Source organism: Flavobacterium ardleyense, assembly GCF_033547075.1.
GTDB classification, from domain to species: Bacteria; Bacteroidota; Bacteroidia; order Flavobacteriales; family Flavobacteriaceae; genus Flavobacterium; species Flavobacterium ardleyense_A.
This window is the reverse complement of record NZ_CP137891.1, coordinates 2,487,685-2,509,990: the sequence shown is the minus strand read 5'-3', so window position 1 is coordinate 2,509,990 and position 22,306 is coordinate 2,487,685. Positions and strand designations below refer to the sequence as shown.

15 protein-coding genes are annotated in these 22,306 nt (G+C 35.5%); 8 read left to right on the top strand and 7 right to left on the bottom strand.

Annotated features, from left to right (window positions below; all coding sequences use genetic code 11):
* Window positions 1–841: 841 nt before the first annotated feature.
* From SBO79_RS10875 to SBO79_RS10865, 3 genes are all read right to left on the bottom strand, one after another.
* Window positions 842–1,228, bottom strand: a complete 387-nt coding sequence (locus SBO79_RS10875; protein WP_318640424.1) for a hypothetical protein — start codon at window positions 1,226–1,228, stop codon at window positions 842–844.
* Window positions 1,229–1,237: 9 nt separating this feature from the next.
* Window positions 1,238–2,782 carry a DEAD/DEAH box helicase gene (locus SBO79_RS10870; protein ID WP_318640423.1) on the bottom strand — a complete coding sequence of 515 codons (1,545 nt, stop codon included), beginning with the start codon at window positions 2,780–2,782 and terminating at the stop codon, window positions 1,238–1,240.
* Between the two features lie 185 nt (window positions 2,783–2,967).
* Window positions 2,968–3,501 (bottom strand): DUF6155 family protein, encoded by a 534-nt coding sequence (locus SBO79_RS10865; RefSeq protein ID WP_318640422.1) that lies wholly within the window; start codon window positions 3,499–3,501, stop codon window positions 2,968–2,970.
* A 111-nt stretch (window positions 3,502–3,612) separates the two neighbouring features.
* Here SBO79_RS10865 and SBO79_RS10860 point away from each other — a divergent pair, with 111 nt between their 5' ends.
* Complete coding sequence (locus SBO79_RS10860) at window positions 3,613–3,894, top strand: DUF3817 domain-containing protein (protein WP_318640421.1); 282 nt, start codon at window positions 3,613–3,615, stop codon at window positions 3,892–3,894.
* A 55-nt stretch (window positions 3,895–3,949) separates the two neighbouring features.
* Here SBO79_RS10860 and SBO79_RS10855 read toward each other — a convergent pair whose 3' ends face one another.
* Entirely contained in the window at window positions 3,950–4,363 is a 414-nt protein-coding gene (locus SBO79_RS10855; RefSeq protein ID WP_318640420.1) for an NUDIX domain-containing protein, read from the bottom strand.
* Between the two features lie 122 nt (window positions 4,364–4,485).
* On the opposite strand from SBO79_RS10855, the gene SBO79_RS10850 reads away from it, so the two are divergent.
* Entirely contained in the window at window positions 4,486–5,739 is a 1,254-nt protein-coding gene (locus SBO79_RS10850; RefSeq protein WP_318640419.1) for an OmpA family protein, read from the top strand.
* A gap of 400 nt (window positions 5,740–6,139) precedes the next feature.
* Here SBO79_RS10850 and SBO79_RS10845 read toward each other — a convergent pair whose 3' ends face one another.
* Together SBO79_RS10845 and SBO79_RS10840 are read right to left on the bottom strand one after the other, a co-directional pair.
* On the bottom strand, window positions 6,140–6,763 hold the full coding sequence (locus SBO79_RS10845; protein ID WP_318640418.1) for an L-threonylcarbamoyladenylate synthase: 624 nt from the start codon (window positions 6,761–6,763) through the stop codon (window positions 6,140–6,142).
* A gap of 19 nt (window positions 6,764–6,782) precedes the next feature.
* Window positions 6,783–9,101 carry an ATP-dependent helicase gene (locus SBO79_RS10840; protein WP_318640417.1) on the bottom strand — a complete coding sequence of 773 codons (2,319 nt, stop codon included), beginning with the start codon at window positions 9,099–9,101 and terminating at the stop codon, window positions 6,783–6,785.
* 104 nt (window positions 9,102–9,205) lie between these two features.
* On the opposite strand from SBO79_RS10840, the gene SBO79_RS10835 reads away from it, so the two are divergent.
* On the top strand, window positions 9,206–9,730 hold the full coding sequence (locus SBO79_RS10835; RefSeq protein ID WP_318640416.1) for a DUF7935 family protein: 525 nt from the start codon (window positions 9,206–9,208) through the stop codon (window positions 9,728–9,730).
* Here SBO79_RS10835 and SBO79_RS10830 read toward each other — a convergent pair whose 3' ends face one another.
* Window positions 9,731–11,788, bottom strand: coding sequence for a M1 family metallopeptidase (locus SBO79_RS10830; protein WP_318640415.1), 2,058 nt, complete (start codon window positions 11,786–11,788; stop codon window positions 9,731–9,733).
* A 129-nt stretch (window positions 11,789–11,917) separates the two neighbouring features.
* On the opposite strand from SBO79_RS10830, the gene recG reads away from it, so the two are divergent.
* The 5 genes from recG (at window position 11,918) to pheT (ending at window position 22,245) form a co-directional block, all read left to right on the top strand.
* Complete coding sequence (gene recG / locus SBO79_RS10825; protein WP_318640414.1) at window positions 11,918–14,020, top strand: ATP-dependent DNA helicase RecG; 2,103 nt, start codon at window positions 11,918–11,920, stop codon at window positions 14,018–14,020.
* Between the two features lie 206 nt (window positions 14,021–14,226).
* A complete protein-coding gene (locus SBO79_RS10820) occupies window positions 14,227–15,279 on the top strand; it encodes an efflux RND transporter periplasmic adaptor subunit (protein WP_318640413.1) in 1,053 nt (350 codons plus the stop codon).
* Window positions 15,280–15,322: 43 nt separating this feature from the next.
* Window positions 15,323–18,409, top strand: a complete 3,087-nt coding sequence (locus SBO79_RS10815) for an efflux RND transporter permease subunit (protein WP_318640412.1) — start codon at window positions 15,323–15,325, stop codon at window positions 18,407–18,409.
* Window positions 18,410–18,413: 4 nt separating this feature from the next.
* A complete protein-coding gene (locus SBO79_RS10810; RefSeq protein WP_318640411.1) occupies window positions 18,414–19,724 on the top strand; it encodes a TolC family protein in 1,311 nt (436 codons plus the stop codon).
* 100 nt (window positions 19,725–19,824) lie between these two features.
* Complete coding sequence (gene pheT / locus SBO79_RS10805; RefSeq protein ID WP_318640410.1) at window positions 19,825–22,245, top strand: phenylalanine--tRNA ligase subunit beta; 2,421 nt, start codon at window positions 19,825–19,827, stop codon at window positions 22,243–22,245.
* Window positions 22,246–22,306 lie beyond the last annotated feature (61 nt).

The window sequence follows — 22,306 nt, the reverse complement described above, 5'->3', positions numbered from 1 at the left end:
GCAGCAAAGGATGCCGTTCCCATCCTTCGCGCAGTATTACGACTTCGAGAAAACAAACTTCTACTATGTTTCAAAATAACCTACGCTATTTTCAGAATTAATTAGGATGAGATGTTTACAAAAACGCTGGATGTTCATGGTACTGTAACTATTTCGCGAAAGCGTTCAAAGTCTCAAAAATTAGAACGTAATTTTAATTGATCAATTTTGCAACCGTTCTGATCATACAATGATACGTCATTGGGTAATCTACAAAATTTTACTGCATTGTGTAAATTTCGCGAAAGCATTTAAAAACACAAATATTAGAACATAAATATCATTGACCAATTTTGCAAACATTTTGATCACAAAATGATGCGTTATTGCGTAATCTACAAATCTTTATTGTAAGGTGTAAATTTCGCGAAAGCGTTCAAAGTCTCAAAAATTAGAATGTAATTATAATTAACCATTTTTGCAAACATTTTGAGCACAGAATAAAGCGTTATGGGTAATCTACAAATCTTTATTGTATTGTGTAAATTTCGCGAAAGCATTTAATCACAAATATTAAAACATAATTATGATGACCAATTTTGGAAACATTTTGATCACAGAATGATGCGGTATTGGGTAATCTACAAATCTTTATTGCACAGTGTAAATTTCGCGAACATGCAACAATACAATTGTCAACATAAATAATAGTTACGGTAGATTAAAACCGAACATTTGAGAAGAATAAAACGATTTGGAGAATTAAATATTAAATGAAGGAAGCATGTTTTACTTTTTCTATTTTACATAATATAAATTATGATTCAAATTAACTGAAGTAGATTAGAGGATAATAATCTATCTATAATTGCGAATCTGCGTTTCGGACAATCACAGTTTGATTTGTAAAATAGATTACTACAGAGCCAACAATTAAATTAATCGCTGCCACAGTATAAAAAACCAGATCAATTTCGCTTTCATTCATAACGTCTTCAATTCCTTGCAAAATAATCTGCAGAGCAGATCCAATTAGTAAGAATACTATTGCCCAAATCTTCAGAATGATTTTTGCGAACTTGTGTTTCGTAATAATCATTCCGATGATTGCAGCTTGAATTAAAATTGGTATAAATCCCCAAGTTTCTTGAAAAGTCAGGATCACATAACAATTATAAAGTATAAGACATGTTAATAGCGCTAAAATGCTGTAGTAAAATGACTGATTTTTAAACTCGGTTATTTGCATAAATATTTTTTACAGACTTGCTCTAAACTTCTTGCCTATTAAAAGCATCAATTTGATATTATAATCTTCAATTAGCCACTCTTTATAATTTTTACTGCAGTGGCTCAAGCACGATGCATATTTTTTCATTCGCCACTCAACATCACCTTCAAGTTCTTTTGCTAGCTTTTTGGCGTCAACTAGTTCTTCGGAATTGTCAATACACATATTTGCATGCTGCTCTAGAGAACGTTCTAATACTACTTTTGATCGTAAATTATTAGCAATGATATCTTTGTGATGCTCATCGACGTCAAAATCTACATCGGCAGTTTTTGCAAACTTTGCGCGAAGTTCTGCAGGCATAACATATTTAAAATGAGTCTCTATTTCTGTGTCATCTCTTAGATTGTCTAGATAAAATTCCGGTTGCTTGAAGATATGCTGCCAGTCAATTGACTGATCCCAAAGTCCAAAACGTGCCGCGTTATTACCTAAATCTATAATCGTAAAGTTGTTTTTGTTTGCCAATTTTCTTGATCCACGACCAATCATTTGGAAGTAAAGTGTTAGCGACTTAGTAGCTCTATTGAGAATTATTGTCTCCACTGTCGGTTCGTCAAAACCGGTGGTTAATATCCCGACAGAGGTCAAAATGGCATCTGGCGTTTTTTTAAACCATGTTAAAATATCTTTGCGTTCGTCGGCAGTACTTGTATTATCTAAGTGTCTGATTGGATATCCTGCTTCCTTAAAAGTTTCGTAGACATAGAGTGAAGTGTTGATTCCATTATTAAAAATAAGTGTCTTCTTGCCTAGAGACTTCTCGGTATAAGCATGCAAAAGCTTTTCCTGCATTGCCATATTAGAGTACAGCTCGTCCGAAGATTTAACAGTATAGTCACCATTAATACCAACTTTTAGTGACGTCAATCCCACATCATAGCTGTACGTAGTGGCTTTTGCCAAAAAACCATTAGTAATCAGAGATTTTATAGTATCACCTACAACTAGCTCATCATAATTTTCATTCATTGGAAGTTTTACATTCGAACTTAAAGGCGTGGCAGTCACTCCTAAGATAAATGCATTGGTAAAAGAACTTAATAGTTTTCTGAAAGAATTGTAATGAGCCTCATCAATAATAACCAAACCTACATTGTCAAGTTGAAGTTTCTCATCATTGATTCGATTTTTCAAAGTTTCGACCATCGCTACAAAGCAAGAGTATTCGTCTTGGTCAGGGAGTTCTTTTACTTTGCTATTTATGATTTTATTTTTCACATCAAAGCCTTTCAACATCTTTGACGTCTGCTTACAAAGTTCAATACGGTGCGTGAGCACGACAACTTTCTTATCGTTATTTTTTAGATATCTTCTTACAATTTCTGAAAATATAACTGTTTTTCCACCACCAGTAGGCAGTTGATATAATAAGTGAAAATTTGGTTTTGCATTTTCAAGTCGATCAAAAATAGCGTCAATATCCGATTGCTGATAATCATATAATTCTTTTCGTTCCTCAACAACGTTCACGGATTTTAATCCCTTTTCTTCGATTTCAAATTCAGGCATAATTGATTTTTAGTGGGGGTTTCAATTTTGCAAAAGTACGCTGAAAAAAAGGGTTTGTCTCTATATTTCTCGTTAATATTATTATTCCTTAAGAAATGAAGGTTTTAACCCTCAGAAACAAATCTTAAGAATATATGTTATTCACGAAAGCTGAATTATTAAAAGGCGTTAAATCGTTTGAGTAGTTAAAAATTTGTACTCTCCTCCTCTTCGATTATAACCACAGTATTTCTAAATTCTGTCTTATTGGGCCACTTTTGTTTTTCTGCTATTTCAACTACCTGTAATAACTGCGTTCTGAAATGTGGTAAAATACCGTTGGAGATGCAATAATTAAGACATTGCTCAAATGAGTTTAGAATGCTCTTATAAAAGCTACTATAATAAATCTCTTTCTTTGCTGTATATTTTTGTGCTACGGTAATATTATATAACATTACTTCGGCCGTAATATGAGGTTCCACCCCCAACATAAAAAAATGTTTGATTATTTTTTGGGCGGTCGATCGTCTTAATTTTGCTTTTTTTGTCTTGATGGGAAAATATTCAGCCGAAATTTTAATTTTAGCTTCTTGCAGCAGTTTGTCCTCATTGGGGTTAAAAATAAAATTATAGTACACCTTGACTTCAGGAAACTTGCTATAAAGTTCCAAAAATTGTTCAGCAATTTGCTCCTTATCTAACGATTCCAAATATTTCTTTAAATCTCGTTTACTCATATTATACAAACTGTTAAGTTTTAGGAAGTTCCTTTATCCGTTGCAAATAACCTACCTTTTATTTGTACTTTTGCGTTTATAATAAAAAAAATATATTTAAATTTTCCTGAGATGATCAAATTTTTTAAGATTTTAGCTTTATTAGAAGGTGTATCAATGTTACTTTTATTATTTGTAGCAATGCCTATGAAATATATGTTTGGCGACCCTTTTTTGGTCAAACATGTGGGTATGGCTCACGGAGTTTTGTTTGTAGGCTATATGATAGTAGCCACTATGCTTAAATTTGAAGAATCGTGGAGTTGGAAAAAGTATGGCTTTATTTCATTAGCTTCGATTATTCCTTTTGGAACCTTTTATATGGAAAGGAAATATTTTCCGAGGACTTCTTAAAAATTTAATTTAAGACAACCAAATCGCTAGGATATAGTACTCTTGGCGATTTTTTTTATTCCATTATTTTGCATGTATCAGTTATTATTTCTAGGTGATCAAAGGCCAAGTCGGGTAAATTGTTTTTGTCAAACCATTTTGCGTCGCTAGCGTCATCAGCTGCTTGTACTTTAACAGCTTCTTCAGCTATTCCTGCAAAAGCGATAGAAACAGTATGTTGACGTGGGTCTCGTCCGGGTTTGCCATATGCTCCAATTTGAAATAATTGGGTCACCTTTACCGAGGTTTCTTCCAAAAGCTCCCGATGGGCAGCAACTTCCAAATCTTCATTTTCATCGACAAAACCGCCCGGTAAGGCCCACATTCCTTTAAATGGATCATTTTTTCTCTGGATGAGAAGTATAGTGTTTTTTGTGGAGTCTAAGACAACTACATCGACTGTCACAAAGATTTTGGACGTATATTTCATTAGTAATTTGTTTGCTAAAAAAAGTTGGTTCAAAAATAGTAATAATGTATTAAAAACTTTAATTTTAACTAAAATATACTATCTTTGCTCTCAAAAAGTACTAAGAACTAACTTTAATTTTCATGAAAAAACATTTACTATTATTAGCAATGCTTTCTCTAGGGTTTGTAGCTAACGCGCAAGAGGAAGAGAAATCAGCAAAGGACTACAACAAATTCTCTATTGAGGCTAACGGTGGACTAACAAAAGCGAACAATCCTTTAGCAGACGGATTTTATACAGATATTGCGCCTTTGCATGTTGATTTAGGTGTTCGATATATGTTTAATCCAAAATTTGGTCTAAGACTTCAAGTTGGATATGACAAGATGAAGGGTAATGACGAAAGCATTCCTTTCGAAACAGAATACATGAATGCAAATCTTCAAGGAGTTGTAAATCTTGGTCGTATTATGGATTTTGAATCATGGACTAAGAACTTTAATGTTCAGTTTCATACAGGAGTTGGTTATGCTCAATTAGATGGAGATCGATTTGAGAAATCTGATAATACAATGAATTTTATAGTTGGTTTAACTGGACAACTTAAGTTATCTGAAAGAATTGCTTTAAATGCAGATTTTTCTATGCTAAATAACACAGGACAGGATAAAAATACTTGGGACGGTACAACACCTAATCCAGAAATTCGCGGATTTGATGGTACTTTATATAATGCTACTTTAGGTATTGCATTCTACTTAGGAAAACATGCGAAACATGCTGATTGGACAACAAACGCTGATCTTGCAGATGACAAGCTTAAAGCATTGGAGGAAAGACTTGGAAATGTAGAATCTATGTTGGTTGATAGCGATGCTGATGGTGTGCCTGACTACTTAGATCAAGAAAACAATACAACTGCAGGAGCGGTAGTTGATTCTAAAGGTCGTGCAATTGACCAAAATAATAATGGAATTGCAGATGACTTAGAAACATATATTGATCAGAGAATCAACAATGGTTCTGGTGCGGCTGCAGATAATGAAGTTGTTAAGAAATTAATTAATGACGGTTATATCGCTGTATTCTTTGATTTTAATAGATCTACTCCAACTGAATCTTCAACAAGAAACATTAACTTTATATTAAATTACTTGAAGTTAAATCCTAATTCATCGATGACTGTTTCTGGTTACGCTGACGAAATTGGATCTAATGCAATTAATAATACAATATCTGAAAAACGTGCTGCGGCAGTTAAAGATGTATTAGTTAAAGCTGGTATTGACGGTTCTAGATTAACTATCTCTCCAAAAGGTGAAGATAATTCAGTTGACAAGAATTCAGCAGCGGCTAGAAAACTTGTAAGAAAAGTAATTTTCACTATCAACTAGTTCAAAGTTTAAATATTCTTAAACCGCCTCAAATCGAGGCGGTTTTTTTATGTCCTATGGTTTCGTAGTATTTTTTTAGACAGACTGCTTCCAGATCTTTCTTGTATACATAGAACATTTCGGTTCGCTTACTTCAGACTGTCCGTTGTAGATGATTTCCATTCGTAGTACTGCGCATTCATATAGAAGAATCTGCATCAATACTTCGTCAGTTCGGTTCTATTTTCAGACATCTATCCAAATATACGCTGCCTAGGCAATAATACAATTTGATAATTATGCATTACTTTGACACTATTTATCTAAAAAAAAACACCTACAAATAATTTTGCAGGTGCATTAATTAAATAATTTTGTCTAATAGTTTGTATCCAATTTAGGACTAAACAAACATAAAACTTTAAATATTCTCTATACTTCCTTTTCCTTCTCGAACAATAATTGGATCGCCACCTTGGGACAAATCAACAATGGTTGAGGCTTGATTGTCGCCATAACCGCCATCGATTACTAAGTCGACAATATTCTGCCATTTTTCAAAGATTAACTCAGGATCTGTACTATATTCTAAAACTTCATCTTCATCATATATTGAAGTAGAAACTATTGGATTTCCTAATTTTTTTACAATTTCTAAAGCTATCGCATTATCCGGTACCCGAATTCCAACTGTAGTTTTCTTTTTAAACTCTTTCGGCAAATTATTATTTCCCGGCAGAATGAATGTATAAGGACCCGGCAAAAGACGTTTCAATAATTTAAAAGTAGGTGTATCAATCTGCTTAACATAATCCGAAATATTGCTCAAATCGTGACATACAAAAGAGAAATTTGCCTTGTCGAGCTTAATTCCTTTAATTTTTGCAATCCTCTCCAATGCTTTGGTGTTGGTAATGTCACAACCAAGACCGTAAACCGTGTCGGTTGGATATATGATAAGTCCGCCATCACGAAGTACTTTCACCACACTATCAATTGCAGCCTCATTTGGCTTGTCTTCATAAATTTTTATAAACTTACCCATAACATAAATTTTTAAATTATTAATCTAAAATTTGCAATTTTGCAAAACGCAACAGTAATTTTTTCAACCCTCCAACTTCAAATCGTATTTCAGCTTTCTTATCTGCTCCGCTACCTTCAAGATTAACAATTTGACCTTTTCCAAAACGTTCGTGCATCACGCTTGTTCCTGCCGAAAGTCCATTATCAAACAATGTCGCTCCCTGTGGTGATCCACTACTCAAAGGCTTTAGCTTTCGAACATTTGTCGGCTCATCGCTAAATTTCTTTGGTGGTGGAGTATTTGCTGGTTTGGCAAGCCTGAATTTCGATTTGTCAACGTCGCCAAAAATATCATTATCAACCAACGGTTTGAACCTGTAGCTGGATTCTTTTGGAGTAATATATTCTAAATATTGATTGTCAATTTCATCAATAAACCTTGAAGGTTCACAATCTGTTAATTTCCCCCAACGGTATCTTGATTGTGCATACGTAAGATAAGCTTGATTTTCTGCTCTGGTCAATGCTACGTAAAATAATCTTCGTTCTTCCTCGAGTTCACTTCTCGTACTCATACTCATCGCACTCGGAAAAAGATCCTCTTCAAGACCTACAATGAAAACATGTGGAAATTCAAGACCTTTTGCTAAGTGAATGGTCATCAAAGCAACTCGGTCATCATCGCCAGTATCTTTGTCTAAATCGGTTGCCAGCGCAACATCTTCCATAAATTCCGACATTGCTCCTCTCGCTCCATCAACCTCCTTTTGACCTTCGGTAAAATCTCTAATACCATTTAGTAATTCTTCAATATTTTCTATTCTAGCAATTCCTTCGGGCGTCGCGTCTTTCTTTAATTCCTGAATTAATCCAGTCTTTTTGGCAACGTGATCGGCTAAGTAAAATGCGTCCTGGTTTTCATTTATAACCTGAAAACTCTGAATCATTATCGTAAAATCCTTCAACTTTGTTCTGGTTGAAGCATTCAATTTTAAATCAATTTTATCGATATTCTGCATCACTTCAAAAATAGAGCGATTGTAGTGATTTGCTGCAATAGTCAATTTCTCGACCGTTGTATCTCCAATTCCTCTAGTTGGATAATTAATCACACGCAATAATGCTTCTTCATCTTTTGGATTGATAATTAATCGCAGATAGTAAAGCACATCTTTAATTTCCTTTCTTTGGTAAAATGACAAGCCGCCGTAAATTCTGTACGGAATATCTCTTTTACGCAAAGCATCTTCCATTGCACGCGATTGTGCATTTGTTCGGTATAAAATTGCAAACTGTCCATTGTTAAGTTGATTTTGCATCTTTTCTTCCCAAATAGTTGATGCTACAAATCGACCTTCTTCGGCATCGGTCAAACTTCTGTGCACTTTAATCGGTGCGCCGGAATCATTTGCAGTCCACACGATCTTGTCAAGCTTAGTTTTGTTTTTTTCGATAATTGAATTTGCTGCTTCAACGATATTTTTAGATGATCTGTAGTTTTGCTCTAATCTATATGTCTTTACGTTCTCGTAATCTTTCTGAAAATTCAAAATATTATTGATATTCGCACCGCGGAAAGCGTAAATACTTTGTGCGTCATCTCCTACCACGCAAATATTCTGAAACCTATCAGAAAGTGCTCTTACAATTAAATACTGTGAGTGATTTGTATCTTGATACTCATCAACCAAAATATATTTAAATCGTTGCTGATACTTCGCCAATACCTCAGGAAACATATTCAAAAGTTCGTTGGTTTTAAGCAGTAAATCATCAAAATCCATTGCTCCCGCTTTAAAACAACGATCGACATAATTTTTATAAATCTCTCCCAAACGCGGTTTCTTGCTCATTGCATCTTGTTCCATCAATTCAGGATTATTAAAGTAAGCTTTTACAGTAATTAGTCCATTTTTGAAAGAGGAAATTCGGCTAAAAATTTGTTTTGGTTTGTAAATATCTTTATCGAGCTGCATTTCTTTGATAATTCCACCAATCAAACGAACAGAATCTTGACTGTCGTAAATGGTAAAGTTGGTGGGATATCCAATTTTATCTGCCTCAGATCGAAGTATTCGTGCAAACACAGAGTGAAAAGTTCCCATCCATAAATTCTTGGCATCAGTACTTCCCACGATATCAGAAATACGTTTTTTCATTTCTTTGGCCGCTTTATTTGTAAAGGTCAAAGCCAAGATATTAAATGGATCTACACCCAAACTCATCAGATACGCAATTCTGATGGTAAGTACACGAGTTTTTCCAGATCCAGCGCCAGCGATAATAATCATTGGGCCGTCTTTATGTAATACCGGCTGTTGCTGCGCTTCATTTAGCTGGCTTATATATTTTTGCATCGAAATTTATTATTTGTTCAAAAATAAGACTACTAGAAGTTTATTACAATTATTTAAGGTGGAATTATCAATTTAATCCTATTTTTGAGATTTAAATTTTTATTATGGACTTACACAAGATTTTCGAAATTCTCGCATACACGATTCCTTCAATTGTAACTGCGGCTGTTGCTTATTACTTTTTCAAACTTCACACTGATAACGAGGAAGGTAGACGTAGATATTTACTTCACCAAGACATTCAGAAAGACACTTTGCCATTAAGGCTTCAGGCTTATGAAAGAGTGACCCTATTTCTTGAGAGAATTGACCCATCAAAAATGTTGGTTAGAGTTGCACCACTTTCGGAGGATAAGAAAAATTACGAAGAATATATAATTGCCCAAATCGAGCAAGAGTTTGAGCATAATCTCACGCAACAAGTTTATTTGTCCGAAAAATGTTGGTCAATCGTGGTTACGGCAAAGAATGCGACTATCCAAATGTTACGAAGAACCAACCTTGAGCCTGAAGTAAAAGATGCAAATGATTTAAGATCTCAAATGTTAAAAGATCTTTTTGACAATCCTACTCCAAGCAGTACGGCATTGGCATATGTCAGAAGTGAAGTACAAACTTTGCTAGGATAATTAGTTTAAAACTCGCTCTAGTTCTTTTGCTTCCGTTAAAGGTAGATCAGGCACGAGCGAGTTGAAAAACGTTTTGTATTTCTCTTCCTTGCTGAAAGCTCGAATCTTATCACGAGCAAATTTCTGAAATTGCCACTTATGATGTAGTAGTGGCTCAACTAATAATTTCAGCACATTTGTATCGTTTTTATTGAGATATAATAAATTTGTAATCGCATTTATCCGAACCGGACTTTCATAAGGAGATCTACTAAGAGTTTGAAGTCGGTCATAAAAAGCTGCTTTGTTTGCTTCTTCGAAATTAGGAGTTATTAATGCCAAAGTTAACCATTGAATTTCCAAATTTCTATCGTTGAAACCAATTCTTCCTCTGGTTTTTTCTAATAAATCTACTCGTTTTTCAGCAAATTGCGACCATAACATATTCAATGCAATTTCTTGCGTGATATACGATTCATCATCTAACAAAGTCAAATACTTGTCGTAGAAAATGGTTGTGATTTTATCTAGTGATTTTGCCACCGATTGACGCACTTTTAGATTTTTTGAATCCATTGCAACTTCTAAGAATTGCTTTTTATCTTCAAATGGAATCGCTGTTAACTGCATTAGAATCTCTTCTTTGATATATGGATTTGCGTTGGAATTTAAAATTTCCAAATACTCTTTCATTTTTTCTTCAAAAGGAATTTCGGTTTTAGCTAATACATCAAAATACTGATGCAAAAACACATTCTCTTTTAAAATTGTTATTGCTTTTTGACTATCAAATCCTGAAGATTGCAACCATTCTCTTTTGAATTTCTCTGTGTCATACGAAGATACTTTTCGAATTTCAGCTAAGAAATCATCGGTTTTCACGTCCGAAAAGGCATATTTTGTTAGATAGTTTTTTACTGCTTTCGCGAAAGCTATATCGCCTACTTCACGTTTTAGAATATGTAGAGCCCAAGCGCCTTTTTGGTAAAAAGTGAGTGAACTCGCCGAAGCATTCATCAATGGAATTGTGTCTTTAGCGGAAGCTATCTTCAGTCGTTCGGCCATTTCATAAAGTTCCCAATTGAAGTAATCATCGCCATAAAGATCTTTTTCGGCAAGCAAAGCATAATAAGTTGCAAATCCTTCCTGAAGCCAATGATGCTCGCCCGAAGCTGCAGTTACATAATCGCCAAACCATTGATGTGCCAATTCGTGGGCGCTCACATTATCATAATTCTTATCATTATGGCCTATTTTATCCACAACATAATCTTGGGTAAAAGTAGTTAGGGTTGTGTTTTCCATTCCACCATAAAGAAAATCTTTAATTGGCACTTGACGGTAAATTTCCCAAGGATAGGGAACTCCAATTTCCCTTTCGAGAAAATCAAACATCTGTTTACTATTTGCGTAAGTGCTCGAATATTTATCGGAATCTTCTGCCGATAAATAATTTTCAATCGAAATTCCACTACTGGATTTCTCAGCGGTTTTCTTGAAATTTCCGATTACCAAAGCCAGTAAATAGGAGCTCATAGGTTTTGTCATTTGATACTTCGCGGTATATAATCCATCTTTTTCAATTCGCTGCTGCAAAATTCCGTTGGACAAAATAGCGAAATCATCTTTGGTAGAAATTGTCAATCCAAAAATCATTTTCTCATTCACATCATCAAAACTTGGAAACCAATGACTCGTATATTTTCCTTGTCCCTGTGTCCAAATTTGCCGCTCCTCACCTATTCCAGTGAAATAAAGTGTCTGTTTCGGAGTTGCCTTATAAGTAAAAGTCAAATTGTTTTTTCCTTTTTTAAATCCTTCATATAAAGCTAAGTTTCTTTTATTTTGAGTAAATCCAACTTTTTTTCCGTTAATTTTTACTTCTGAAAATTCCATAGAAATAGCGTCTATCTTAATGGAATCTATCTTCTGAAAAACATTAAAAGTATAAATCGCCGTTCCACTGACGCTTTTTTGATTAAAATCTAGTTCCAAATTGCCATTAGCAGTCAAAAAGTCTACAGATTTAGTTTGTTGACCAAATGCAATTACCGAAAAAATTAAAAGAATATATTTCATAATTTGAAGAAAACTAAAAGTCAAAGATACTACTTCGATCGAAAAAATGCTGGAAAGCAAAAATGCGTTTTCTAGATTTTTATTATTTGTCTATATTCGCAACACTTCTATAGTTTCAATAATTGCAGTATGAGCAAGCTTTTACAAACACCCATCGAATATCTAAAAGGCGTTGGTCCTAATAAAGGCGAAATTTTTCGTAAAGAGCTTGGTATACACAAATACCAAGATTTGCTCAACCTTTATCCACTTCGTTATTTAGATCGTTCTCGATATTACAAAATTAATGAGCTTGTTGATAGTAATACCGAAATGCAAATTGTTGGCAAGATTGTTCATATTAAAACTGTTGAGCAAAAGAGCCGAAAAATGCTCGTTGCAACTTTTGCCGACGATACTTCTCAAATGGATCTTGTCTGGTTTCAAGGCCATAAATGGATTAAAGAATCGCTCAAGGTCAATGAGCCGATGGTGATTTTTGGCAAATGTAATTTCTTTAATGGAAAAGTAAGTATGCCACATCCTGAAATCGAGTTATTGGAAGAGCACCAGCAAAACGTTCGTTTTGCAATGAGGCCAATTTATCCATCAACAGATAAAATGAGCGGTCGTGGCATTACCAATAAAGTTGTGGGAAAACTGATGCAGCAATTATTTTCTGAAGTTCATCAAGATTTCTCAGAAACTCTTCCTACATCTATTATGGAACAATTGAAGCTAATTTCCAAAAAGGATGCGCTGATTAATATTCATTTTCCAAAGGATTCTAATTTATTAGCTAAAGCGAGATTCCGATTAAAATTTGAGGAGCTTTTTTATATTCAGCTACAGTTAATAACCAATAATCTAGTTCGAAAAGAAAAAATTGCGGGTTTTGCTTTTGAAAAAGTTGGTGAATACTTCAATGACTTTTATCACAATCATCTGCCTTTTGACCTAACAAATGCGCAGAAAAAGGTGTTGAAAGAAATACGCTCTGACTTGGCCAATCCTGCGCAAATGAATCGTCTGTTGCAGGGAGATGTGGGTTCAGGAAAAACAATTGTGGCTTTTCTGACTATGCTTCTAGCATTGGATAATGGTTTTCAAGCTTGTTTGATGGCACCAACCGAAATTCTGGCGCAGCAGCATTTTGAAGGAATTTCAGCTTTGGCCGAGCCGATGGGAATAAAAGTGATGCTGCTTACCGGCTCCAAGAAAATTAAGGAACGAAGGATTATACATTCGGCATTGGAAGATGGAAGTCTGCAAATCATCATTGGAACACACGCATTACTCGAAGATAAAGTGAAGTTCAAAAACCTTGGACTTGCCATTATTGATGAGCAGCACCGTTTTGGCGTCGAGCAACGTTCCAGATTGTGGAAAAAGAATACGATTCCCCCGCATATTTTGGTAATGACTGCCACCCCAATTCCAAGAACTCTAGCAATGAGTCTCTACGGGGACCTAGATGTATCGGTAATTGACGAGCTACCGCCCGGCCGAAAACCCATTCAAACGGTTCATCGTTTTGATAGTAATCGCTTAAAAGTTTGGAAATTTATACGGGACGAAATTGCCCTTGGTCGACAAATATATGTAGTCTATCCGCTAATAAACGAAAGCGAAACTCTGGACTACAAAGATTTGATGGATGGATTTGAAAACATTTCTAGAGATTTTCCACTTCCGCAGTATGCCATTTCGGTGGTTCACGGAAAATTGAAACCTGACGAAAAGGCTTTTGAGATGAAGCGTTTTGTAGATGGAAAAACCGATATTATGGTTGCGACCACTGTAATTGAAGTCGGAGTAAATGTTCCCAATGCGAGTGTAATGATTATAGAAAGTGCCGAACGTTTTGGACTGTCACAATTGCACCAACTTAGAGGACGCGTGGGTCGTGGCGCTGATCAGAGTTATTGTATTCTGATGACAGGAAGTAAACTGAGCAACGACAGTAAAATCCGAATGGAAACAATGGTCAATAGTAATGACGGTTTCGAAATTGCCGAGGTTGATCTCAAACTTCGAGGACCTGGAAACTTGATGGGAACCCAACAAAGTGGTGTTCTAAATCTTCAAATTGCCGATTTAGTCAAAGACCGTGATATTTTGATGACCGCGAGAGAATATGCCACCGCATTGTTAAAAGCTGATTCCAAATTGCAGAAACCAGAACATCAAATGATTTTGAGGGTTTTTACGGAGCATTCGAAGAGGAAAAACATTTGGAATTATATTAGTTAATTAAAGTTTTTCAAGTTTAATTTTAGTCGAAATGCATTTTATTTTAGGATAATGACATAATTAAAATTTAATTCACAGTCTATAGCTAAGTTTTAACACCATAAATAGTTAAAAACTGTTAAGGGCTTTATGTCTTCCTCTTTATATCCGTTAGTTTTGCTATTCGTACATTATATTCAAAAAAAACATTTTCATTACCCAAAAATATGAAGTTTAGAAACATCATTTTCGCACTATTAGCAGTGAGTCTAATAGGATTAATCGTCTATAGAGTAAGTTCTAATTCAGAAAAAGAAAAATCTCAAAAAGGTCCTGCTAAAAGATCAGTTGCAGAATTTGCCGGGAAGGTTGTTCAAGGTTCAGATTTTGCTACAAGTCTTACTTTGTCTGGTTCAATCGAAGCCAATGAGCAAGTTGATATTCGCAGTGAGATTTCTGGAATTGTAGAAGCAATCAACTTTGAAGAAGGCAAAAGTGTCAAAAAAGGTCAAATATTATTTAGAGTTAATGATCTCGAATTAAGAGCACAGTTGGCACAAATTAAAACTGCGCAAGGGCTTTCGTCAGAAAATGAGCGTCGCGCAAAACTTCTACTAGAAAAAGAAGCAATTAGCCAAGAAGAGTATGATATTGCAAGTGCCGATTTTAGATCAGCTCAGTCACGAACCCAACTTATACAAGCGCAGTTGGCAAAAGCAACCGTAAGAGCACCGTTTGACGGAAAAATCGGTTTAAGATATATTTCAAAAGGAACTTATGTAACTCCTGCAACTCCAATTGCAACTTTGGTAAATGATAGTCAAGTGAAAATTACTTTTTCGGTGCCAGAAAAATATGCTTCTCAAATTATAATCGGAGATACATTTTCTTTTACCACTTCTAATAATGACGGAAAGTATAGCGCCAAAATTTACGCAAAAGAGCCAGAAATTGATGTTGCTACCAGAACGCTTAAAATTCGAGGTCTTTCAGAAAACAAAGATGGTAAGTTGCTAACGGGAAGTTTTGCCAGTATTACTTTGCCGCTGCAAATTGTAAGTGATGCTTTATTAGTTCCAACTGAAGTTTTGATTCCTATTCAAAACGGTAAGAAAATGTTTGTTGTAAAAGACGGAAAAGCAAAAGAAGTAATTGTGCAAACCGGTTCTAGAACCGCCAAGGAAATTCTTATTACCGATGGTTTGACCGCAGGCGATACTATTTTGACCAGTGGCGTGATGACTTTGCAGGATGGAATGCCAGTGAGAGTTAAACTCTAAGAATTTCAGTTTTACATTTAAAAATTAAGTACTTCCCAATATAATGAGTTTATCCACTTTAAGTATAAAAAGACCAGTATTAACTATTGTTATGAATTTAACTTTGGTTTTATTTGGTATTATTGGCTACACCTATCTTGGTGTGCGAGAATTCCCCTCTATTGATCCGGCGATGATTTCGGTCCGTACTAATTACACTGGCGCTAATGCCGATATTATCGAATCGCAAATTACCGAACCTCTCGAGAAAGCTATTAACTCAATTGATGGAATTCGAAATATCAGTTCGTCTAGTAATCAAGGTTCGAGCAGTATTCAGATCGAATTTAATTTAGGAAAAGATCTAGAAGCTGCGGCTAATGACGTGCGAGACAAGGTGTCCCAAGCAATTAGAAGTTTACCGCAGGATATTGATGCACCGCCCGTTGTTTCAAAAGCTGATGCAGATGGTGATGCGATTATCACGATGACTGTTCAGAGTGATACCAAAAATACTTTAGAACTTTCAGATTATGCTGATAATGTGATTGCACAGCGTTTGCAAACAATACCTGGAGTAAGTAGTGTGCAAATTTGGGGAATGCGAAAATATGCTATGCGTTTATGGCTTGATCCGCAAAAGCTAAATTCCTATGGAGTTACAGTAGGCGAAGTCCGCGCTGCCTTAAATAAACAAAATGTGGAACTGCCTTCTGGCAAATTAACCGGCGCCAATACCGAACTGACTGTCAAAACAATCGGAAATCTTTCTACCGAAGAAGAATTTAACGATATAATTATTCTTTCTGAAAATGGAAAAGTTGTAAAACTCGGCGATGTTGGACGTGCTGTTTTGGAAGCTGAAAATTTAGAAACAAAACTTAGTGATTCGGGACAGCCAATGATTGGTATGGCAATTATTCCGCAACCTGGAACTAATTATTTGGAAATTGCTGATGCCTTTTATGAAAGGTATGATCAACTTCAAAAGGATTTACCTAAAGATTTTAAATTAAATATCGCTATTGACAATACCTTATTTGTAAAGCGAGCCGTTACCGAAGTGGCTGAAACATTACTCATTTCGATTACACTTGTGGTCTTGGTGATTTTTATGTTTTTTAGGAATTGGTCCATAGCATTCCGACCTTTAATTGACATTCCAGTGTCGCTGATTGCTACATTCTTTATCATGTATCTCTTCGGATTTTCTATTAATGTATTGACATTATTAGCAATTGTATTGGCTACAGGACTTGTGGTCGATGACGGAATTGTGGTCACCGAGAATATTTATAAAAAGATTGAAGAAGGAATGACGCCCATCGAAGCCGCCATCAAAGGATCCAACGAAATTTTCTTTGCGGTAATTTCTATTTCTGTAACCTTGGCTGCGGTGTTTTTACCAGTAATCTTTTTAGAAGGTTTTGTGGGTCGATTGTTTAGAGAGTTTGGAGTCGTCATCGGAGCCGCAGTACTAATTTCGGCTTTTGTATCATTGACTTTAACTCCAATGCTAAATGCATATTTGATGAAAGGCGGCGTACAGAAACAATCTAAATTTTATATAGCGACTGAACCTTATTTCCAGAGATTAAATAAAGGATATGCTAGTGCTTTAGAGTCTTTTACACGTAGAAAATGGATCAGCTTTCCAATTCTAATTGTGTGTTTTGGGATGATTGCTTTGTTTTTTAGTTTGCTAAAAAAAGAAACTGCTCCTTATGATGACCGAAGTTTTATAGGTCTAAACGTTACCGCGCCCGAAGGTGCTACATATGATTATATGGACCGTTTTATGACTGAACTTACAGAGTTAATTAACGATTCGGTGCCGGAGAAAAAAGTAAGTTTAATAATCACCTCGCCAGGATGGGGATCTTCTTCTGTAAATAGTGGTCGTGCTCGAATCGCCTTGGTAGATGCATCAGAAAGGGAGCGATCTCAAGACGAAATTGCTAATAGCTTAACCGGATTAACTAGAAATTTTACTGGCGCGCGAACTTTTGTGTCTCAGTCACCAACCATTTCGGTGGGAAGACGGGGCGGAATGCCAATTCAATATATTATTCAAGCTCAAAATTTTGAAAAATTAGAAGAGAAAATTCCTTTGTTTATGGCTGAAGCCGAAAACAATGCAACTTTCTCCAATGTTGATGTGAATTTAAAATTCAACAAGCCTGAACTATATGTTACAATTGATAGAGAGAAAGCAGAAAGCTTAGGTATTTCGGTAATTGATATAGCTCAAACTTTACAACTTTCGTTGAGTGGTCAGCGTTTTGGTTACTTTATGATGAATGGAAAGCAGTATCAAGTAATGGGTCAATTTGATCAGAAAGACCGAAGCGAACCGATGGATCTAAAATCAATGTTTGTAAAGAATGACAAAGGAGCCCTGATTCAACTTGATAATGTGGTGAAAGTTACTGAACAAAGTAGTCCACCGCAGCTTTATCATAACAACAGATATATGTCGGCAACGGTTTCTGCTGGACTTGCACCTGGACGTAGTATTAGCGACGGTATTGACGCAATGGAACAAATTAAGGAGAAGGTTTTGGACGAAACATTTACAACCGATTTAAGTGGAGAATCTCGAGATTTTGTAGAAAGTAGTTCCAATACTTTATTCGCATTTGGTTTGGCCTTAGTTTTAATATTTTTGTTGCTTTCGGCTCAATTCGAAAGTTTTATAGACCCACTTCTTATCATTTTAACTGTGCCGATGGCCGTTGCAGGAGCGCTGTTTTCACTTTGGTTATTCGATCAAAGTTGGAATATTTTTAGCCAAATTGGAACTATTATGTTGATAGGACTTGTGACGAAGAATGGAATTTTAATTGTCGAATTTGCCAATCAGCTTCGCGAAGAAGGAAAACCGAAGTTGGAAGCAATTTTACAAGCTTCAGAAGCTCGTTTGAGACCAATATTGATGACAAGTTTAACCATTGCGCTAGGAGCTCTACCAATTGCTTTATCGTTTGGCGCTGCTTCCAATAGCCGTGTCGGAATGGGAGTTGTAATTGTTGGAGGAACGATATTCTCATTAATTCTAACCCTATTTATTATTCCTTCAATTTACCTGATGTGGTCAAGAGAGAGGAAGCACAGACCAGAATTTGACAATATTGAAGAATATGAAAAATAATTTTATGAAAATTAGAAATTGCATTTATACAATAGGGATTCTTTTTTCTATCTCTATTTCCACCTACGCTCAAACGATTTTGACAATTGAAGAAGCAGTGGAAATTGCCCTTAAAAATAATTACGATATCGCAATTGCTGCCAACGAACTCAAAATAGATCAAGAGAATGCTACTTGGGGAAATTCTGGTTTTTTACCAAAAGTTGATGCGTCAATTACCAATAATTATAATATTCAAAATATTGAACAAACGCGGAGCGAAGGTGCAGTTTTGCGAGAGAAAAATGCTCATAGTAGTAATCTGACCTATGGAGTAAATTTGGGTTGGACCATTTTTGATGGATTTAATATGTTTGCACAGTACGATCAATTGAAAGCGGTAGAAAATTTGGGTCAAGCCCAGCTGAAACTTACTATTTTAAATCGGGTTACAGATGTTATGACGCTTTATATGGAAATGGTACAGCAGCAGCAGCAAGTAAAAGCTTTGGATAGCAGTATTGTTATTTCGCAGCAGCGGCTAGCGACTGCCAAAAATCGGTTCACTATCGGGAAAGCTGCAAAATTGGAAGTGCTTAATGCCGAAGTAGATTTAAATTCGGATATTTCGGCTCAACTTCGACAAGTAGAATATTACAAAAATACCCGATATAGACTTAATGAATTACTGGCTCGAGAAGTTTCAGCTGAATTTATTGTAACCGACGTGGTCCAAGTAGATGAAGATCTTCAATTATTGCCACTTTTAGATTTGGCTTCAAAAGAAAATCCAGAAATTATTTCACAAAGACTTGTCAAGCAGATTGCCGAACTTGAATTGCGTAAAGTAAAGAGCAACTACTACCCTACTATTGCTGTAAACACTGGTTATAATTTTGGAGAATCAGAGTCAAGTCTTGGATTTACTTCCCAATCATCAACCGATGGACTAAATTACGGTTTTAGTGCTTCGATAAATTTATTTGATGGCTTTAACCAAAGGCGAAAACGTCACGTTGCCGAATTGCAAATAGACAACGCTGAAATCAATATTAAAAAGCAACAGAAAAATCTTGAAACTTCTCTGACTACTGCGTACGAAACTTATTTAACCAACCTACGATTGATTGAATTAGAAACAAAAAATGAAGCTATTGCGAAGGAAAATTTGGATATTACTTTAGTTAAATATAAAATCGGAACCATCAATACTTTGGAATTAAGGACAGCACAACTCAATTATACCAACGCACAATTGCGTCTTGCCGAGGCGCAATACCAAGCTAAAATGTCGGAAATAGATCTTAAAGCTTTGGCTGGAAATCTTAGCCTTTAGTTTAAAAGTTACTAATTAAAAGTCAAGATTAACCGACCTATTCTTTATGGCTTTTGGTTAACAATACTTATCTTTGCGACTGCAAAAATTTACTAGCACAATGAAAATATCTTACAACTGGCTAAAACAGTTTATCAAAATAGAAGAAAATTCGGCTGAAACATCTGCATTACTGACAGATTTAGGTCTCGAAGTAGAAGTTGTCGAAAAATTTCAAACTGTAAAAGGTGGTCTTGAAGGCGTTGTTGCCGGACGTGTTCTTACCTGTGAGCAACATCCAAATGCCGATAGACTAAAAGTAACTACGGTTGATTTAGGTAACGGAATACCAGTTCAGATTGTTTGTGGTGCAAATAATGTGGCTCAAGGCCAAATTGTTCCTGTTGCAACCATCGGGACAACTTTGTACGATAAAGATGGTGTTGGTTTCCAAATTAAAAAAGGAAAAATTCGTGATCAAGAAAGCCACGGAATGATTTGCGCCGAAGACGAATTAGGTCTTGGTACAGGTCACGACGGAATTATGGTACTTGACGAAAGTATTGTACCAGGAACTCCAGCAGCGCAAATTTTCCATATAGAAAATGATGAGGTATTTGAAATTGGCTTAACGCCAAATAGAGCCGATGCAATGAGTCATATGGGTGTTGCCAGGGATCTTAAAGCGGGACTTTTACAACGTAATATTTCGGTTGAACTTATCACTCCTTCGGTAAGTAAATTTAAAGTTGACAAACGTACACTTAAAATTGATGTGGATGTTCAGGATGCGAAACTTGCTCCAAGATATTGTGGCGTTACAATTTCGGGAATTACTGTTGGTCCTTCTCCAGAATGGTTGCAGAACAGATTAAAATCAATTGGAATTACACCAAAAAATAATATTGTCGACGCTACAAATTATGTACTACACGATTTAGGTCAACCTTTACATGCTTTTGATGCAAACCGTATTACGGGCAAAATCAAAGTAAAAAATGTTGAAGCTGGTACAAAATTTACCACTCTTGATGATGTTGAACGCACCTTGCATGCCGAAGATTTGATGATCTGTGATGAAAAAGGTCCAATTGCTTTAGCTGGAATATTAGGCGGAAAGCATTCAGGAGTTTCAGAAACTACTAATGCTATTTTCTTAGAAAGTGCTTATTTTAATCCTATTTCTATTCGTAAGAGTGCAAAAAGACATTCAATATCTACGGATGCTTCTTTTAGATTTGAGCGTGGTATCGATTCAAATATTACAGCTTATGCTCTTAAACGTGCGGCTTTATTAATTCAAGAAGTTGCGGGTGGCGAAATCACATCTGATATTGTTGATTTCTTCCCAAGAAAGATCGAAGATTCTCCAGTCTTTCTTCATTTCGCGAAAGCGGCAAAAATTATTGGGCAGGAAATTTCAAAAGAAACTATCAAGAAAATTTTGGTATCATTAGATATCAAAGTAAACACAATGTCTGATGCTGGTTTAGGACTTGTTGTTCCGGCATATCGCGTTGATGTAACTCGTGAAATTGATGTAATCGAAGAAATTTTGAGAGTTTACGGATATAACAATATTGGATTTTCAAAGAAATTTAATGCGACTGTAAGTTATTCGGCTCGAACAGAAGATTATAAAGTTCAAAATATAATTAGCAACCAACTAGTTTCATTAGGTTTTAATGAGATTATGGCAAACTCTTTAACTACAGCTGATTACGTAGGTTTATCTGAAACTGTTAATGAAGAGAATACTGTAAAAATGCTTAATCCTTTAAGCGCAGATCTTGCGGTTATGAGACAATCACTTTTGTTTTCTAGTCTTGAAGCAGTGTCGTTTAATATCAACCGAAGAAACTTAGATTTAAGATTATTTGAATTCGGAAAAACCTATCACAAAGTTGAAGGCGGACACGACGAAATCAAACATTTCACTCTTATCGAAACAGGTAATCGCTTTGATGAATCTTGGACGGTGCCTTCTGCGAAATCTGATTTTTTCTTATTTAAAGGATATGTAGAGAGTGTTCTTTCTAGATTAGGAATCGAAAAGCATAAAACACAACCCGTAAAAGCGGATATTTTTGGCGAAGGAATTGCTCTTTATATAGGAAGCGAATGTTTAGTTGAATTTGGAACGGTTAAGAAAAGCATCTTGAAACATTTCGACATAAAACAAGAAGTTCTTTTTGCAGATTTCAATTGGCAAGCGGTTCATAAATTAGTTTCAAACAAAGTGAAGTTCGCAGAAATTGCAAAATATCCTGAAATGAGACGAGACCTTGCGCTTCTATTGGACAAAGATCAAACTTTTGAAAATGTTTACAGAGTAGCGAAACTTACAGAGAAGTCATTGCTGAAAAACATTAATCTTTTTGATGTTTATGAAGGAGACAAGTTACCAGAAGGTAAGAAATCATACGCAGTTAGTTTTGTAATGCAAGACAATTCGAAAACGTTAACTGACGTTCAAATTGACAAAGTGATGTCGAAGATTATGACAAATCTCGAGACGGAATTAGGCGCAATTCAGCGATAAAAATAGAATTATAAAAAAACCGATCTCAATTGAAATCGGTTTTTTTTTGCTTTAAATTGAA

Coding starts and splice junctions, on each gene's coding strand:
- SBO79_RS10875 (WP_318640424.1), bottom strand. CDS start 1,228: ATGCAAATAACCGAGTTTAAAAATCAGTCATTTTACTACAGCATTTTA.
- SBO79_RS10870 (WP_318640423.1), bottom strand. CDS start 2,782: ATGCCTGAATTTGAAATCGAAGAAAAGGGATTAAAATCCGTGAACGTT.
- SBO79_RS10865 (WP_318640422.1), bottom strand. CDS start 3,501: ATGAGTAAACGAGATTTAAAGAAATATTTGGAATCGTTAGATAAGGAG.
- SBO79_RS10860 (WP_318640421.1), top strand. CDS start 3,613: ATGATCAAATTTTTTAAGATTTTAGCTTTATTAGAAGGTGTATCAATG.
- SBO79_RS10855 (WP_318640420.1), bottom strand. CDS start 4,363: ATGAAATATACGTCCAAAATCTTTGTGACAGTCGATGTAGTTGTCTTA.
- SBO79_RS10850 (WP_318640419.1), top strand. CDS start 4,486: ATGAAAAAACATTTACTATTATTAGCAATGCTTTCTCTAGGGTTTGTA.
- SBO79_RS10845 (WP_318640418.1), bottom strand. CDS start 6,763: ATGGGTAAGTTTATAAAAATTTATGAAGACAAGCCAAATGAGGCTGCA.
- SBO79_RS10840 (WP_318640417.1), bottom strand. CDS start 9,101: ATGCAAAAATATATAAGCCAGCTAAATGAAGCGCAGCAACAGCCGGTA.
- SBO79_RS10835 (WP_318640416.1), top strand. CDS start 9,206: ATGGACTTACACAAGATTTTCGAAATTCTCGCATACACGATTCCTTCA.
- SBO79_RS10830 (WP_318640415.1), bottom strand. CDS start 11,788: ATGAAATATATTCTTTTAATTTTTTCGGTAATTGCATTTGGTCAACAA.
- recG (WP_318640414.1), top strand. CDS start 11,918: ATGAGCAAGCTTTTACAAACACCCATCGAATATCTAAAAGGCGTTGGT.
- SBO79_RS10820 (WP_318640413.1), top strand. CDS start 14,227: ATGAAGTTTAGAAACATCATTTTCGCACTATTAGCAGTGAGTCTAATA.
- SBO79_RS10815 (WP_318640412.1), top strand. CDS start 15,323: ATGAGTTTATCCACTTTAAGTATAAAAAGACCAGTATTAACTATTGTT.
- SBO79_RS10810 (WP_318640411.1), top strand. CDS start 18,414: ATGAAAATTAGAAATTGCATTTATACAATAGGGATTCTTTTTTCTATC.
- pheT (WP_318640410.1), top strand. CDS start 19,825: ATGAAAATATCTTACAACTGGCTAAAACAGTTTATCAAAATAGAAGAA.